A 14,451-nucleotide genomic window follows, 5' to 3' on the forward strand; every position below is an offset into this window, starting at 1 on the left:
TGTGCGCCACAGCCCAGAGAACCCACTATGAAAATTCGCAATATCGCGATCATTGCGCACGTTGACCATGGGAAAACGACCCTTGTTGACGAGCTCCTGAAGCAGTCCGGCTCGTTCCGCGAAAACCAGCGCGTTGCAGAACGCGTGATGGATTCGAACGATCTCGAAAAGGAACGCGGCATCACCATTCTTGCCAAGGCGACTTCGGTGGAATGGAAGGGCGTGCGCATCAACATCGTCGACACCCCCGGCCACGCCGATTTCGGCGGCGAAGTCGAGCGTATCCTCTCGATGGTGGATGGCGCGATCGTTCTGGTCGACAGCTCCGAAGGCCCGATGCCGCAGACCAAGTTCGTGGTCTCGAAGGCGCTGAAGGTCGGTCTTCGCCCGATCGTCGCGATCAACAAGATCGACCGTCCGGATGGCCGCCACGAGGAAGTCATCAACGAGGTCTTCGACCTCTTCGCCAACCTCGATGCCACCGACGAGCAGCTCGATTTCCCGATCCTTTACGGTTCGGGCCGCGATGGCTGGATGAACTTCAACCCGGAAGGTCCGAAGGACGAAGGCCTTTCGCCGCTTCTCGATCTCGTGCTGAAGCACGTGCCGGAGCCGACTGTCGAAGAAGGTCCGTTCCGTCTGATCGGCACCATTCTCGAAGCCAACCCCTTCCTCGGCCGCATCATCACCGGCCGCATCGCCTCCGGTTCGATCAAGCCGAACCAGGCCGTCAAGGTTCTCGGCCAGGATGGCAAGCTGATCGAAAACGGCCGCATTTCCAAGATCCTCGCCTTCCGCGGCATCGAGCGCACGGCGATCGAAGAAGCCCATGCGGGTGACATCGTTGCGATCGCCGGTCTCTCCAAGGGCACGGTCGCCGATACCTTCTGCGACCCGTCCGTCACCGAAGCCATGACCGCCCAGCCGATCGATCCGCCGACGGTCACCATGTCCTTCATCGTCAACGACAGCCCGCTCGCCGGCACCGAAGGCGACAAGGTGACGAGCCGCGTCATCCGCGACCGTCTGTTCAAGGAAGCCGAAGGCAACGTCGCGCTGAAGATCGAGGAAGCCGAAGGCAAGGATTCGTTCTTCGTCTCCGGCCGTGGCGAATTGCAGCTTGCCGTTCTCATCGAAACCATGCGCCGCGAAGGCTTTGAGCTTGCCGTCTCGCGTCCGCGCGTCGTCATGCACAAGGACGAAACGACCGGCGAAACCATGGAGCCGATCGAGGAAGTCGTCATCGACGTCGATGAAGAGCATTCCGGCGTCGTCGTGCAGAAGATGTCCGAGCGCAAGGCTGAAATGACAGAACTGCGCCCCTCCGGTGGCAACCGCGTGCGCCTGAAGTTCCTGGCCCCGACCCGCGGCCTGATCGGCTATCAGTCGGAGCTTTTGACCGACACGCGCGGCACCGCCATCATGAACCGCCTGTTCCACAGCTACCAGCCGTTCAAGGGCGCCATTGCCGGCCGCAACAACGGTGTTCTCCTGTCCAACGGTTCGGGCGAAGCCGTGGCCTATGCCATGTTCAACCTGGAAGATCGCGGTCCGATGATCATCGAGCCGGGTGAAAAGGTCTATCAGGGCATGATCATCGGCATCCACTCCCGCGACAACGATCTGGAAGTCAACGTGCTGAAGGGCAAGCAGCTCACCAACATCCGCGCCGCCGGCAAGGATGAAGCCGTGAAGCTCACCCCGCCGATCCGCATGACGCTCGACCGCGCGCTCTCCTGGATCCAGGACGACGAACTGATGGAAGTCACGCCGAAGTCGATCCGTCTGCGCAAGATGTATCTCGATCCGAACGATCGCAAGCGCTTCGAAAAGTCGCGCGTCGCCTGATCTTCCGATAGTTCATCTGCTCAAGAGCCCCGGCAAAACCGGGGCTTTTTTGTGTGCGCCATGTCTCGTGCGGGCTTGTTCGGGGCGTTAAAAAAGCGTTAACTCGGACATGGCCGGTTGCATGCAGACGTTGTGCGCCGGACATCCGCTCCAAATGAGCGGGTTCATCGGCGGCGAGACCAGAGTGTTGTCATGAAGACAGTGTCCATCGACGTGCGTCGTGCCACGACGGGAGATGCCCGCGAGGTCTCAGAGGTTCACCGCCTGGCCTGGCAACAGGCCTATGCAGGGCTTATCCCCCACAAGCCGCTGACGGAGATGCTGGAGCGGCGGGGAGAGGCCTGGTGGCGCCGTGCGGCCAAGGGGCCGGCCACGCTGCTGGTGCTGGATGTGGAGGGCACCATCGCCGGTTATGCCACCATGGGGCTCAACCGTGCGCGGGCGCTGCCGCAGGAAGGCGAGATCTATGAAATCTACCTGCGGCCGGAATTTCAGGGCATCGGTCTTGGCCGGCGCCTGTTCGGCGAAACCCGACGCCTTTTGAAGTCGCTCGGCTGCAGCGGTCTTGTCGTGTGGTGCCTCGAAGACAGCGAGCATGCAACCCGCTTCTTCCGCCGCCATGGCGGCCTGGAACTGGCCGAGGGCATCGAGGATTTTGCCGGCGCTGAGCTTCGCAAGATCGGCTTTGTCTGGCCCTGATCACGGCTGAGCGCAGCCTGTGCCGCAGAGTGATCGTTGAGGCGAAGATGCTGATGTTCCTTGCCTTGAGGCATGTTGCAATGCACCGGTTTTCCCAGTATCGAGACGGGTACAAGCAACGCTCTTGGGGAGAAACATGCGTATCGATGCGATCAAGATCGGCAAGAACCCGCCGGACGACGTAAACGTTATCGTTGAAGTTCCGGTCGGCGGTCATCCGATCAAGTACGAGATGGACAAGGATGCCGGCGCGCTGATCGTCGACCGTTTCCTCTATACGCCGATGACCTACCCCGGCAATTACGGCTTCGTGCCGCACACGCTGTCGGAAGATGGTGACCCGGTTGACGTTCTCATCTGCAACACCCGTCCGCTGGTTCCGGGCTGCGTGATCAATGTGCGCCCGATTGGTGTCATGATCATGGAAGACGACGGCGGCAAGGACGAGAAGATCATTGCCGTTCCTGCGCCGAAGCTGACGCAGCGCTATGACAAGATCAACAACTACACCGACCTGCCGGAAATCACGCTGAAGCAGATCGAGCACTTCTTCGAACACTACAAGGATCTTGAGCCCGGCAAGTGGGTGAAGATCGGCGGCTGGCAGGATGTGACGGTTGCCAAGCGCCTGATCGTCGAAGCCATCGAGCGCTACAACGCCCAGAAGTAAGGCTTGACACGCAAGCCTGCCTATCGGGCGGCAAGAGCGTCCAGCCTTTTCATCAGATCCTCCGGTTCGCCATCGAGCCGGAGGATTTTTTTGCGCGCTGTTTCGCCGGACTGGAAGGATATGGAGGATTTGGGCAGGCGCAGGCTCTTGGCCAGAAGCTGGATGAGCGCCTTGTTGGCCTTGCCGTCTTCCGGCACTGCCGTGACACGCGCCTTCAGCCAGCACTCGCCCTCTGCCGTCTCCTCGATGCCTTCGATCGCATCGCGGGAGGCATGGGGCGTCAAGCGCACCGCAAGACGCACATGGTCGGCAAAGGGCGTGCAGGCCCGGTTCACATCAGGGCCGGCACAATGGTTGTCCACATCAGCGAGCGGATGAAGAAGATAATCAGCAGGAGAATGATCGGAGAGATGTCGATGCCGCCGAGATCCGGCATGATGCGGCGGATCGGGCGAAGCGCCGGCTCCGTCAGGTTGTACAGCATCGTGCCGATGGAGTTGACGAAGCTGTTGCTCGAATTGATGACGTTGAAGGCATAGAGCCAGGAGAAGATGGCGCTGGCGATAAGCACCCAGGTATAAAGGTTCAAGGCCAGATCGATGGTCTGAAACAGCGCGATCATCCATAACTCCATATCTTTGGTTGACAGACATGTAGACATTGGCGACTTAGGCGACAAGTGCCGTTTCAAGGCCTATGGCGAATCATGTTTAACGAGCGGCCGCCTGCCTGGCGGCACGTCGAAAGCGTCTCTAATGTCCCTGCCTGCCGCTGATGACCGTTTTGCCGCGTTCCGGCACTCCTCCTATGTGCGTTTCTTCTTCTGCCGGTTTCTCGCCGCCTTTGCCACGCAGATCGTCAGCGTTTCCGTCGGTTGGCAGATGTATGATGTCACCGGTAACGCGCTCTATCTCGGCCTGATCGGTCTCTTTCAGTTCCTGCCCTCGCTGTTGCTGATCCTCGTTACCGGTTCGGTCGCCGATCGCTACAATCGGCGCGCGATCGTGGCCGTCTGCCTGATGCTTGCCGCTCTTTGCACGGCAGCGCTTCTGTTCCTGACGGTGACGCACAGTTTTTCGCCTTGGCCGGTATTCGGCATCCTCATCGTCTTCGGCATCGAGCGTGCGTTCATGGGGCCGGCCGTGCAGTCGCTTGCGCCGAACCTTGTCCCGGAAAAGGACCTGCCCAACGCCATTGCCTGGAATTCTTCCTCCTGGCAGACGGCCTCCATCCTTGGACCGGTGGCTGGCGGGCTGCTTTATGGCGCCAGTGCGGTGGCTGCCTATTCGGTCGCACTCGCCTTCATGCTGGGTGCCGCGGTGCTGATCGTCAGCATCCCGAAACCGTCCCAGCGGACCGCAACCTCGAAAGCCGTCAGCTGGACGACGATCCTTGCCGGCTTCCGCTTCATCTCCAGCGAAAAAGTGGTGCTGGGCGCGATTTCGCTCGACCTGTTTGCTGTCCTCCTCGGCGGCGCGGTTGCGCTGATGCCGGTGTTTGCGCGCGACGTCCTGGAACTTGGACCCTGGGGGCTCGGGCTCCTGCGCTCGGCGCCGGGTATTGGGGCCATCGTGGTGGCCGTGCTTCTGGCGGCCTATCCGATCCGCAAGCATGCCGGCCTTGCCATGTTCGGCGGCGTGGCGCTGTTCGGCGTTGCCACGGTGATATTCGGCCTTTCGCAGACCGTCTGGCTGTCGATCGCCGCCCTGATGCTGATGGGCGCATCCGACATGATTTCGGTCTATGTCCGTGAAAGCCTGATCATGCTGTGGACGCCGGACGAGGTGCGTGGCCGCGTCAACGCCGTCAACATGGTGTTTGTCGGGGCATCCAACGAGTTGGGTGAATTCCGCGCCGGCACGATGGCGCATGTGGTGGGTGCGGTACCGGCCGTCGTCATCGGCGGGTTCGGCACGCTCGCCGTGTCCATCATCTGGGCGCTCGGTTTTCCGAAGCTGCGCAAGATCGACAATCTCGACGCACCCTCCAATCCGTGACCTGGACTAACCGGCGACCGGCGCATCCAGCGTCTGGTGTTTTCCGGCATCGCCCGCGGAGGAACGCTCGAAGACAAGGTCGAGAAAGTCGTAGAGCCAGGCCTTCAGCGGCGCATCGAAGATCATGCGCCCTTCCAGATGTTCACGTCCCTGTTGGGCGTTGGGCATGACAAAGCGCGAGGCGCCGCGCACCACCCAACTATGCATCATGGCGCGCGTCAGTTCGGCGTGGAACTGCACGCCCCAGGCATTGTCGCCATAGCGAATGGCCTGATGCGGATAGGCATCGCCTTCCGCCAGAAGCTGGACCCCGCGCGGCACGTCAAAGCCTTCGCGATGAAAATGATAGACCATCTTCGGCCAGCGCATCAGCAGCCGGCCGTGTTCGGTGGCGCGCAGCGGGTACCAGCCGATTTCGGTGAGGCCATTGCCTTCGGCCGCAACCGTGCCGCCGAGGTTTTTCACCATCATCTGGGCACCGAGACAGATGCCGAGGTAAGGCTTGTTTTCGCGAAGCGGCACCGAAATCCAGTCGATCTCGGCCTTCACGAAAGCATCCGGATCATTGACGCTCATCGGACCGCCAAAGATCACGGCGCCGGCATGATGGGCGAGCGTATCGGGCAGAGGATCGCCCAGCACGGGGCGGCGAATATCGAGGGGAAAGCCTTTTTCGAGAAGAATTTGTCCGACGCGGCCGGGGGAGGAGCGTTCCTGATGCAGCACGACCAGGATCGGCTGTTTGTTCATGTCCGTCGGGCGGCGTGAGCCATTTTGGCGGGTCTGTGGTGCAATATGGCTGGCAGGGGTCATCAGCATCCGGTTTTCCTCAGTCTCCTCCCTGATCTCCTCCGCCATCCAAACCAATCGTGCGCGCCGCAACCTTCTGGCGCTCCAGCACCCGGTCCCTTGCCGAGACGCCGAGAAGATCCGCTATCCTCCAGATCACGTGATCTTCCATCTCGCTGCGCTCGCCATCGGCATAGACGAGATCCCAAAGGACCCCCACCAGGCTCACGCAGTCCTCGGGACTGAGATGCCGCTTAAGATCGGAGGTAAAGCGATAATAGTCAACCGCTTCGGAGCCCGCCGTGCGCCCGGCCTCGATCAGGCTCGACAGATGGCTACTGTCCAATTGATAGCGATCGCGCAGCAGCAGCTTTAACTTCGACTTTTCCGCTTCCGAGACACGTCCGTCCGCTTCCATGACCTGAAAGCAGAGGGCGGCAAAGGCAACGCGCGGATCATCGGGCGCAAACTCGTCGTCTGCCCGGTCGTCGGTCAGCGACTGGAAGAAATCCTGGATACGGTCAAACATCATCATACTCAAAAAATGCGCAGGCGCGTGGCAGGTTCCGGTTGCGCATTCTGATCCTTCACGCCGGGATCATCCGGTGGTCGACCGTTGAAGGGATCGGGTGCCGTTTGGCCACCTTTGATCGGGTCTTCAGCCTGCGCCTTCGGCGCAAGGGACGGCGTGTCCACAGGCTTCAGCTTTTCGACTGAAGGCACGGGGGCTACCGGCGACGGGCTGGGGGTAATGGCCGGTTCGGCCGCAGCCGGGCTTGATGTCACCGCCACGACCGGCTCACGGACAGGTGTCGGCGTTGTCTTATGAACCGGCGGCAGGCTTGCGATCGCACTTTCGGCGGCAAGCGTGCCTTCCTCGATCGGCCCTTCCAGCTGGCCGAAGGGCTGCTTCCATTCAAAAGCGTCCAGGCGCCCGGTCACCGGCGACATCGGCAGCCAGCGTTCGGAGACGACGCCATCGGCCACCCAGGCCGCGTCGCGCGGTGCACGCAGCGCCTGCGCCATCCAGTGACGGATGCGCCCCTGGTCGCCCGTCTCGCTTTCCTCGATGTCGGCCAGAAGCAGATAGGCACTCTCACGCGGCGCCATGCGCAGCGCAGCTTCGGCCTTCTCACGCGCCTTGGCGAAATTCTTGGTGTCGAGGGCGGCCTGGGCAACGGCCAGCAGCGATTCCGGATTGTTGGGCTTCAGCGCTTCCAGCTTTTCGGCACGCTTCAGGCGGTCGCTCGCGCTATCGCCGCTGCGCGCACGCACGTAAGTTTCGGCCACCTGCGGGTGCGGGGCAATTTTCCAGAGGCTTTCCAGCACGGAGGCCGCCTTGCGCAGATTGTCTTCACGCATGTGGGCGCGCGCTGCAATGATGCCGGCCGGCACCAGATCCTTGGCAAGCTTCAGGGCAGCGGTTGCATCGTCGCGAGCGCCTTTCGGATCGCCCTCCAGACGCTCGGTGGCCCGCGCCGTCAACAGCACGGCCTTCCAGCGGTCTGCCTGCTTCCTGTCGATGACATTGGCGATTTTCTGCTGGTCGAGAAGCCGGATGGCATCTTCCCAGCGACCGGACTGACAGCGATATTCCAGCGTCGCCTCGGCCGCCCACGGCAGGTACGGCGCATGCTCTACGGCCGTCTCGGCATACTGGCGGGCGGCCTCATTGGCGCCGAGCCGGCGGGCTTCCATATAAAGCCCGCGAAGACCGAGTTCCCGGGTTTCGGGATCTTCCGCCATCTTTTCGAATTTTTCGCGTGCTTCTTCGTAGCGGCCTTCGATGAGCGCGGTCTGGGCTTCCAGAAGCTGGATCAGCGGTTCCTGATCGGCGCGCAGAAGGCCGCGAGCGCGGGCGCTCATCTTGCGGGCGAGCAGCGCATTGCCGGAGCCTGCGGCAATCATGCCGGTCGACAGCGCCTGGTAGCCACGATCCCGCTTGCGGGCGCGAAAATAGCGACGCACGGAATGCGGCGAGGTCCAGATCGTCTGGATCAACCACCAGACGAACATCACCGCGAAGATGAGCGCAACCATGGCCGTTGCCGCCACCATGATGCTCGTCTCGATGAGATGGTTCTGCCAGGTGATGGAGATGAGGCCGGGCCGTTCGGCAAGCCACGAAAAGCTCCACCCGAGACCAAGCGTGACGACGGCGAAGATGAACAGACGGATCATGCAGGGTTCTCCTCAACCAGCCGTGCCGGTGCTTGTCATGGCGCGGGTCAGGGTGCCGCTTGCGAGTTCGTCCACCTTGATCCGGGCATCCAGAGCGCGCCGGAAGTCCTGCGACGCCTGCTTTGCCGCTTCAGGAAGCGCATTCCATTCGGAAACGGCCGCCTGCAGATTGCCGGCCTTGACCCGATCCTCGATCCGCGCCACCACGGCTTCCGGCGTCTCACCCGCCACATCACCGACCGGGCGCACCTTGACGACGCGCATGGCGCTCGACAGAAGCCGGCTTGCAATGCCTTCACCCTCTGCCGGCTGGTGCAAGGCGTCCATCATCGCGTCGGTCGCGGCCGGCAGGCGGCGCACGAGATCGGCCCGTGTCGGCACACCGTCAACGGCAAAGGCGCGCAGGCCCTCTACGGCCGGATCATCGGCGGCAACGTCGGCAAAGGTCTGCAGTTCGGCGGCGAAGGATCCGCCGCGTTCGGTGGCGGCTTTGAGGGCGGCTGCCGCCAGCGCACGCGCGATCGCCTGTTCGGGGCCGGGCCTGTTCAGCCGGGTTTCGATGCCGGAGAGGCGCTGGCCGAGATCGGCCGCAGCTGCATCGTCGTTCTTGGTCGAAGAGCGCAGGGCCTCGATGTCCCGCTGCAGGGACGAAAGACGTTCCGTCACCTCCGGGGCAGTGCCATTATTGCCGATCGAGGTTTCAAGCGCGCTCACACGGGCGGCAAGATCATTATCGGTGCCCGAAGCCGGCGCATTGCGCAAGCTTGCAAGCTGCTGGCGCAGATCGGCAATCTCGGCCGAAACAGCGCTATTGCCGTTTGAGGCGGCGGGGCCGGGCAGGTAGCCGGCATATTGCATGCTGCCGGCCAGCAGCAGGGCGACAAGGCCGCCGACGATGCCCGCTGCGGCAAGGCTTGCGCCGGAGGGCCCCCGCGCCGCTGGCGGAACTGCCGCCGCAGCCCTCGATGAAGAAGGCGAAGCCGAAGCACCGGATGAGGTGCCTGATGAAGACGAACTCGCACCGGGGAAAGCAGAGCTTGCCGGTTTGCCGCCAGGCGGCACCGAAGTTGGGCCGGCGCTGCCGGCGATTTTCGGCGCTGGACCATCAGACTTTGCGTCCGGTGAACCCGTCTTGGGAGCGCCGGTTACGGAAGCCGCCTCCTTGGCTGTGTCTGTCTTCGTCGTATCCAGCTTGGTGGTTTCCGTTTTTGCCGCCGTGGCTGCCTTTTCCGCATCAACGGGCACGCTTGCAGCGGCAGAGGGCGTGACATTGGCCGCGAGTGGCGCACCGCTTGCGGGGGATAGAGACGGCGCGGCATTGCCATCGGCCGGCACGCTCTGAGCGGGCGATTCCGCTGTCACCGGCTTCGCATTGCTTTCCCCGAGCGAAGGAGCGGCAGGCTTGGAGCCAGTCGGTGCCAGCGATCCCGCATCCGCCACGGTCTTCGGCAGCATGCGGTCGGTATCGTCGCTACGCACCGGTTCGGCAATGACAGAAGGCTCCGCCTGATCGACAGCCTTGTCGGCCGAAAGATCCAGGGTGACCGGTGTCTTTCCCGAACGGGAGCGGCGTGGCGGCTTGTCGGAAACCATGGCAACCTCATTTTGCGACTGTCTCTTTTGAAACTAGTCAGCCGGAAGGAGGATGGAAAGAGGCGCGACCGATTTTGGTTCCCGCCTGTGACCAAAGAAAAATCGCGTCAGCTCAGAAGCGCCAGAAGTTCGGCCTCTGACGGGGCGGGCGAAATTACCCGTTCTACGGTAAAATCATCCGGAATGGCATCGGCGATGGCGCGGCTCAGGCAATAGACGCGCAGACCCGCGAGGCCCTGCCTGCGCGCGCGGACCGCAGGATGGGTGAAGAAAAGCCGCGCTGCCTCGCGCGAATAGAGCAGCAAGCCATCGGGGGTGGGCTCAAGGAGCGCGATTTCCGCCGTCGTCCACGGTCTCGGCACCATGGCATAGCATTCCGCCACATGGCATCTCACCCCTTGCCGCTGCAGCTCGTCTTCAAAACCCGGTGAGCGTGGCGTTCCGGCAAGGTAGAGCAGCGGATCAAGGCCTGTCCCGACGATCCGCTTCGCCAGATCCTCACCGGTTCCGCTACCTGCCGTGACACGGCGAAAACCCGCCTTGTGAGCTGCTTCTCCACTCGCCTCGCCCACGGTGAAAACCGGCGTTTCGGCATGGCGCGCAAGATCGATGCCTGCAAGCGCGCGAATAGCTTCGGCGCTGGTAAAGACGATGGCGCGGTGTGGCCGGGCAAGTGCGGCAAGGCCCACATCCGTCCAATGCTCGGCCTGCGTCAGAGGCAGCAGCAGTGCCTCGTGACCGAGGGCTGCCAGTTTGATCGCCGTCCGGCGGGCACTTTTAAGCGGGCGCGTCACGATCACCCGCATGGCGTCAGGTCCAGTCGGCAAAGAAATCGGGGCCGGCGGCGGTGCGCACAAGCGTGCCGGCCTTGGCGCCGAGTTTTCCTGCTTCGCTGCGCAGCCCTTCCATTTCCACCGCATGTTCGCGGCTTCCGTCCGGTGTGAGGATCAGGCCGGAAAATTTCAGATGCTCGCCCTCGCAGATCGCGTAGCCGGCAATCGGCGTGCGGCAGGAGCCGTCAAGGGCTGCCAGGAACGCCCGTTCGCAGGAGACGGCATCGAAGGTCGGCTGGTGGTTGACCGATTCCAGCAGGTCGAGCACGCGGCGGTCGCCAATGCGGCTTTCGATGCAGATCGCGCCTTGCGCCGGTGCCGGCGGGAAATCGGTTGGGTCCATCAGTTCTGTTGCCACATCGGGCATGGACAGACGGTTGAGGCCGGCAAGCGCCAGAAGCGTTGCATCCACCTGGCCTTCTTCCAGCTTGCGCAGCCGAGTTTCCACAAGGCCGCGAAAGTTGATGACGGAAATATCCGGCCGGCGACGCCGGATCAGTGCCTGCCGTCGAAGCGACGAGGAGCCGACGACGGCGCCATCCGGCAGTGCCATCAGGCTGGGGGCAGTGCGGCCGATGAAGGCATCGCGAAAATCCTCGCGCGGCAGATAGGCGGAAAGTTCAAGCCCGGCCGGAAGCGTCGTCGGCATGTCCTTGGAGGAATGCACGGCAAAATCCAGCTCGCCGATCAGAAGCTGCGCCTCCAGTTCCTCGGTGAACAGACCCTTGCCGCCGACTTCCGACAGCGCCCGGTCGGTGATGCGGTCACCCTTGGTGGAGAGCACGACGATCTCGAACATTTCTTCCGGCAGGCCATGCGCGGTCATCAGCCGGGCGCGCGTTTCTGAGGCCTGGGCAAGCGCCAGCGGGCTGCCGCGCGTGCCGATCCGGAAAGGTTTTGTTTGCATCTCTCGTCATCCATTGTTACGCGATAGCTTCGTAACCGGCTTTCACCGGCATCGCAATTCGCCCCTACCGTTTCAGTCACCATGACCCGCGCCTTACGCATTCTCGGCATCGAAACCAGCTGCGATGAAACCGCCGCATCCATCGTGGTTCGCCATGCCGATGGGGCGGGCGAGATCGTCTCCGACGTCGTTTTGTCGCAGCTCGATGAACACAGCGCCTTTGGCGGCGTCGTGCCGGAAATTGCCGCCCGCGCCCATGTGGAAGCCCTTGACGGCCTGATCGAGGAAGCCTTGACCCGTGCCGGCGTCGGCCTGCAGGACATTGATGCGGTGGCCGCAACCGCCGGCCCCGGCCTCATCGGCGGCCTTCTGGTCGGCCTGATGACCGGCAAGGCGATTGCGCGTGCGGCAGGCAAGCCGCTTTACGCCATCAATCATCTGGAAGGCCATGCGCTGACGGCGCGGCTGACGGATGGGCTGTCCTTCCCCTACCTGATGCTGCTCGTCTCCGGGGGGCACACCCAACTGGTGCTGGTGAAGGGCATTGGTGACTACGAGCGCTTTGGCACCACCATCGATGATGCGCTGGGCGAGGCCTTCGACAAGACGGCAAAGCTGCTCGGCCTGCCTTATCCCGGTGGTCCGGCAGTGGAAAAGGCTGCCAGGAGCGGCGATCCGAACCGATTTGCGCTGCCGCGTCCTCTGGTCGGCGAAGCACGCCTCGATTTCTCCTTTTCCGGTCTGAAGACGGCGGTGCGCCAGGCGGCAACTGCCATCCAGCCGCTCACTGAACAGGATATCGCCGATATCTGCGCCTCCTTCCAACACGCCATTTCGCGCACGCTGAAGGATCGCATCGGCCGCGGTCTTGCCCGCTTCAGGGAGCGCTATCCGGCACTTGCCGAACCGGCGCTGGTGGTGGCCGGTGGGGTTGCGGCAAACCAGGTGATCCGTGCGACGCTCAAGGATCTGTGTGACGCCAACCGGGTCCGCTTCATCGCGCCGCCCCTTCAACTCTGTACCGATAATGCGGCGATGATTGCCTGGGCGGGATTGGAGCGCATGGCCGCCGGCCTGCCGGATGATCCCATCTCCACCGCCCCGCGGTCCCGCTGGCCGCTGGATGCAGCAGCAGCAGCCCTCATCGGATCCGGAAAACGAGGAGCCAAGGCATGAGCGAACGGGAAAACATCGTCGTCATCGGTGCCGGAGCCTTCGGCACGGCGCTTGCGACAGTCATGGCGCTGGAGGGCAAGGCGAACGTCACTCTTATTGGCCGCGACACGGCGTTGATGGCGGATTTGCGCAATGACCGGGTGCATGATGCGGCGCTTCCCGGCGTTCCGCTTCCCGACATGCTGCAGTTTTCCGCAGAACCCGATGCGCTGGAAAAGGCAAGCATTGTGCTGTTTGCCATGCCCTCGCAGGCCCATGCCGATGCTGCGCGCCATTACGGCCCCTATCTCAGCGCTGAAGCCGTCATCGTCACCTGCGCCAAGGGCATCGAGCGCGCCTCCGGGCGCCTGCTCACGGACGTTCTGGAACAGGAACTGCCGCATCATCCGGTCGCAGTCCTCTCCGGCCCCGGTTTTGCGGCCGATATCGCCCGCGGGCTTCCGACCGCCATGTCTCTTGCGGCAAATGATATGACGCTTGCCGAGCGGCTGGCGCATGCGATCTCGGGCCGCACCTTCCGCCTCTATGCCTCGAGCGACCGCATCGGCGTGCAGCTCGGCGGGGCGCTCAAAAACGTGCTGGCGATTGCCTGCGGCGTGGTCGAAGGGGCGGGGCTCGGCGAATCCGCCCGTGCCGCACTCATCGCGCGCGGCCTTGCCGAAATGTCGCGGCTGGTGGCTGCCATGGGGGGCGGTGCCGATACGGTGCGCGGACTGTCGGGTCTTGGCGATCTGGTGCTGACGGCCACAAGTCACCAATCGCGCAACCTGCGTTTCGGCATTTCGCTCGGGCAGGGTGCGCCGGCGGACATGTCCGGCGGGTCGCTCGTGGAAGGAGCCTATACTGCCGGCATCGCCGCAAGCCTTTCCGAGCGCCATGGCGTTGAACTGCCGATTACGCAAGCGGTTGCAGCCATCATGGAAGGGCGGCTTGACGTCCGTACCGCCATGGAACAGCTGATGACCCGCCCGATCACCACCGAATAACCTGAGACAGGAGACTGATGTCATGGCCCTTTTTGCCTTCGTCTGCGCCGACAAGCCCGGCCACCTCAATGTCCGCATGGACACCCGTCCGACGCATCTGGAGCATCTGAATGCGTTGAACGACAAGGGTATCCTCAAGATGGCCGGACCGTTCCTCGATGGCGACGGCAAGCCGAACGGCAGCCTTGTCATCGTCGAGGCGGAGAGCATCGAGGACGCCCGGGCAATCGCCGATGCCGATCCCTACGCCAAGGCCGGCCTCTTCCAGTCCGTCGAGGTAAAACCCTTCAACTGGGTCTTCAACAAGCCGGAGGCTTGAGGCGCGCATGGCATACTGGCTTTATAAATCCGAGCCGTTCAAATGGTCCTGGGACATGCAGAAGGCCAAGGGCGCGGCCGGCGAGGAATGGACCGGCGTGCGCAACTATCTGGCGCGCAACAACATGCGGGCCATGAAGATCGGCGACAAGGGCTTTTTCTACCACTCCAACGAAGGGCTGGAAGTCGTCGGCATCGTGGAAGTCTGCGCGCTGTCACATCCGGATTCGACGGCGGAAGGCGATCTGCGCTGGGACTGCGTCGATATCCGCGCTGTCTGCGACATGCCAAGGCCGGTCTCGCTGAAGGATGTCAAAGCCAATCCGAAGCTTGAAAAGATGGCGCTGGTCACTTCCATGCGGCTGTCCGTGCAGCCGGTGACGGACGAGGAGTATTTCGAGGTCTGCCGGATGGGCGGCCTCGACAATCCTCCGCTCTCGCCGTCGGAATAGGG

The 14,451-nt window shown here is 62.9% G+C and carries 16 protein-coding genes; 8 read left to right on the plus strand and 8 right to left on the minus strand.

Features of this window, described 5'->3' with window-relative positions:
- Positions 1–27 precede the first annotated feature (27 nt).
- The 3 genes from typA (at position 28) to ppa (ending at position 3,217) form a co-directional block, all read left to right on the plus strand.
- Positions 28–1,848 (plus strand): translational GTPase TypA, encoded by a 1,821-nt coding sequence (gene typA / locus ACEXP3_RS11325; protein ID WP_210105866.1) that lies wholly within the window; start codon positions 28–30, stop codon positions 1,846–1,848.
- A gap of 192 nt (positions 1,849–2,040) precedes the next feature.
- Complete coding sequence (locus tag ACEXP3_RS11330; protein WP_210105865.1) at positions 2,041–2,547, plus strand: GNAT family N-acetyltransferase; 507 nt, start codon at positions 2,041–2,043, stop codon at positions 2,545–2,547.
- Between the two features lie 136 nt (positions 2,548–2,683).
- Positions 2,684–3,217 (plus strand): inorganic diphosphatase, encoded by a 534-nt coding sequence (gene ppa, locus ACEXP3_RS11335; protein WP_210105864.1) that lies wholly within the window; start codon positions 2,684–2,686, stop codon positions 3,215–3,217.
- Positions 3,218–3,237: 20 nt separating this feature from the next.
- Here ppa and ACEXP3_RS11340 read toward each other — a convergent pair whose 3' ends face one another.
- Together ACEXP3_RS11340 and ACEXP3_RS11345 are read right to left on the minus strand one after the other, a co-directional pair.
- Positions 3,238–3,552 carry a DUF167 domain-containing protein gene (locus ACEXP3_RS11340; protein WP_377297358.1) on the minus strand — a complete coding sequence of 105 codons (315 nt, stop codon included), beginning with the start codon at positions 3,550–3,552 and terminating at the stop codon, positions 3,238–3,240.
- Positions 3,549–3,839 (minus strand): YggT family protein, encoded by a 291-nt coding sequence (locus ACEXP3_RS11345; protein ID WP_210105862.1) that lies wholly within the window; start codon positions 3,837–3,839, stop codon positions 3,549–3,551. The genes ACEXP3_RS11340 and ACEXP3_RS11345 overlap by 4 nt, the downstream gene beginning before the upstream one ends.
- Positions 3,840–3,972: 133 nt before the next feature.
- Between ACEXP3_RS11345 and ACEXP3_RS11350 the strand changes: the two genes are divergently transcribed.
- Complete coding sequence (locus ACEXP3_RS11350; RefSeq protein ID WP_377297360.1) at positions 3,973–5,214, plus strand: MFS transporter; 1,242 nt, start codon at positions 3,973–3,975, stop codon at positions 5,212–5,214.
- Between the two features lie 6 nt (positions 5,215–5,220).
- Here ACEXP3_RS11350 and ACEXP3_RS11355 read toward each other — a convergent pair whose 3' ends face one another.
- The 6 genes from ACEXP3_RS11355 to hemC all read right to left on the minus strand — a co-directional run bounded on the left by ACEXP3_RS11355 (position 5,221) and on the right by hemC (position 11,517).
- Positions 5,221–5,964, minus strand: a complete 744-nt coding sequence (locus ACEXP3_RS11355; protein WP_377297484.1) for a glutamine amidotransferase — start codon at positions 5,962–5,964, stop codon at positions 5,221–5,223.
- Positions 5,965–6,043: 79 nt separating this feature from the next.
- A complete protein-coding gene (locus ACEXP3_RS11360; protein WP_210106047.1) occupies positions 6,044–6,532 on the minus strand; it encodes a tellurite resistance TerB family protein in 489 nt (162 codons plus the stop codon).
- 8 nt (positions 6,533–6,540) lie between these two features.
- Positions 6,541–8,184, minus strand: coding sequence for a heme biosynthesis protein HemY (locus ACEXP3_RS11365; RefSeq protein WP_377297361.1), 1,644 nt, complete (start codon positions 8,182–8,184; stop codon positions 6,541–6,543).
- A 12-nt stretch (positions 8,185–8,196) separates the two neighbouring features.
- Positions 8,197–9,777 carry a COG4223 family protein gene (locus ACEXP3_RS11370; protein ID WP_377297362.1) on the minus strand — a complete coding sequence of 527 codons (1,581 nt, stop codon included), beginning with the start codon at positions 9,775–9,777 and terminating at the stop codon, positions 8,197–8,199.
- Between the two features lie 107 nt (positions 9,778–9,884).
- Positions 9,885–10,583 carry a uroporphyrinogen-III synthase gene (locus tag ACEXP3_RS11375; RefSeq protein WP_377297363.1) on the minus strand — a complete coding sequence of 233 codons (699 nt, stop codon included), beginning with the start codon at positions 10,581–10,583 and terminating at the stop codon, positions 9,885–9,887.
- 4 nt (positions 10,584–10,587) lie between these two features.
- The gene (hemC, locus tag ACEXP3_RS11380; protein ID WP_377297364.1) at positions 10,588–11,517 is read right to left on the minus strand and encodes a hydroxymethylbilane synthase; all 930 of its coding nucleotides are present in this window, start codon (positions 11,515–11,517) and stop codon (positions 10,588–10,590) included.
- 81 nt (positions 11,518–11,598) lie between these two features.
- On the opposite strand from hemC, the gene tsaD reads away from it, so the two are divergent.
- From tsaD to ACEXP3_RS11400, 4 genes are read left to right on the plus strand one after another with little or no spacing between them, the layout of a single operon-like run.
- Positions 11,599–12,693 carry a tRNA (adenosine(37)-N6)-threonylcarbamoyltransferase complex transferase subunit TsaD gene (gene tsaD, locus ACEXP3_RS11385; protein ID WP_377297365.1) on the plus strand — a complete coding sequence of 365 codons (1,095 nt, stop codon included), beginning with the start codon at positions 11,599–11,601 and terminating at the stop codon, positions 12,691–12,693.
- A complete protein-coding gene (locus ACEXP3_RS11390; protein WP_377297366.1) occupies positions 12,690–13,679 on the plus strand; it encodes an NAD(P)H-dependent glycerol-3-phosphate dehydrogenase in 990 nt (329 codons plus the stop codon). Before tsaD ends, ACEXP3_RS11390 begins: the two co-directional genes overlap by 4 nt.
- A gap of 22 nt (positions 13,680–13,701) precedes the next feature.
- Positions 13,702–13,998, plus strand: a complete 297-nt coding sequence (locus ACEXP3_RS11395; RefSeq protein WP_210105853.1) for a YciI-like protein — start codon at positions 13,702–13,704, stop codon at positions 13,996–13,998.
- A 7-nt stretch (positions 13,999–14,005) separates the two neighbouring features.
- Positions 14,006–14,449, plus strand: coding sequence for an EVE domain-containing protein (locus tag ACEXP3_RS11400; RefSeq protein WP_377297367.1), 444 nt, complete (start codon positions 14,006–14,008; stop codon positions 14,447–14,449).
- Positions 14,450–14,451: the final 2 nt, after the last annotated feature.

It is taken from the genome of Neorhizobium fuzhouense (genome assembly GCF_042611105.1).
GTDB lineage: Bacteria > Pseudomonadota > Alphaproteobacteria > Rhizobiales > Rhizobiaceae > Neorhizobium > Neorhizobium galegae_A.

Excerpts from the sequence above, each read along its gene's own strand:
- typA (WP_210105866.1), top strand. The coding sequence starts at position 28 with ATGAAAATTCGCAATATCGCGATCATTGCGCACGTTGACCATGGGAAA.
- ACEXP3_RS11330 (WP_210105865.1), top strand. The coding sequence starts at position 2,041 with ATGAAGACAGTGTCCATCGACGTGCGTCGTGCCACGACGGGAGATGCC.
- ppa (WP_210105864.1), top strand. The coding sequence starts at position 2,684 with ATGCGTATCGATGCGATCAAGATCGGCAAGAACCCGCCGGACGACGTA.
- ACEXP3_RS11345 (WP_210105862.1), bottom strand. The coding sequence starts at position 3,839 with ATGATCGCGCTGTTTCAGACCATCGATCTGGCCTTGAACCTTTATACC.
- ACEXP3_RS11350 (WP_377297360.1), top strand. The coding sequence starts at position 3,973 with ATGTCCCTGCCTGCCGCTGATGACCGTTTTGCCGCGTTCCGGCACTCC.
- ACEXP3_RS11355 (WP_377297484.1), bottom strand. The coding sequence starts at position 5,964 with ATGAACAAACAGCCGATCCTGGTCGTGCTGCATCAGGAACGCTCCTCC.
- ACEXP3_RS11360 (WP_210106047.1), bottom strand. The coding sequence starts at position 6,532 with ATGTTTGACCGTATCCAGGATTTCTTCCAGTCGCTGACCGACGACCGG.
- ACEXP3_RS11365 (WP_377297361.1), bottom strand. The coding sequence starts at position 8,184 with ATGATCCGTCTGTTCATCTTCGCCGTCGTCACGCTTGGTCTCGGGTGG.
- ACEXP3_RS11370 (WP_377297362.1), bottom strand. The coding sequence starts at position 9,777 with ATGGTTTCCGACAAGCCGCCACGCCGCTCCCGTTCGGGAAAGACACCG.
- ACEXP3_RS11375 (WP_377297363.1), bottom strand. The coding sequence starts at position 10,583 with ATGCGGGTGATCGTGACGCGCCCGCTTAAAAGTGCCCGCCGGACGGCG.
- hemC (WP_377297364.1), bottom strand. The coding sequence starts at position 11,517 with ATGCAAACAAAACCTTTCCGGATCGGCACGCGCGGCAGCCCGCTGGCG.
- tsaD (WP_377297365.1), top strand. The coding sequence starts at position 11,599 with ATGACCCGCGCCTTACGCATTCTCGGCATCGAAACCAGCTGCGATGAA.
- ACEXP3_RS11390 (WP_377297366.1), top strand. The coding sequence starts at position 12,690 with ATGAGCGAACGGGAAAACATCGTCGTCATCGGTGCCGGAGCCTTCGGC.
- ACEXP3_RS11395 (WP_210105853.1), top strand. The coding sequence starts at position 13,702 with ATGGCCCTTTTTGCCTTCGTCTGCGCCGACAAGCCCGGCCACCTCAAT.
- ACEXP3_RS11400 (WP_377297367.1), top strand. The coding sequence starts at position 14,006 with ATGGCATACTGGCTTTATAAATCCGAGCCGTTCAAATGGTCCTGGGAC.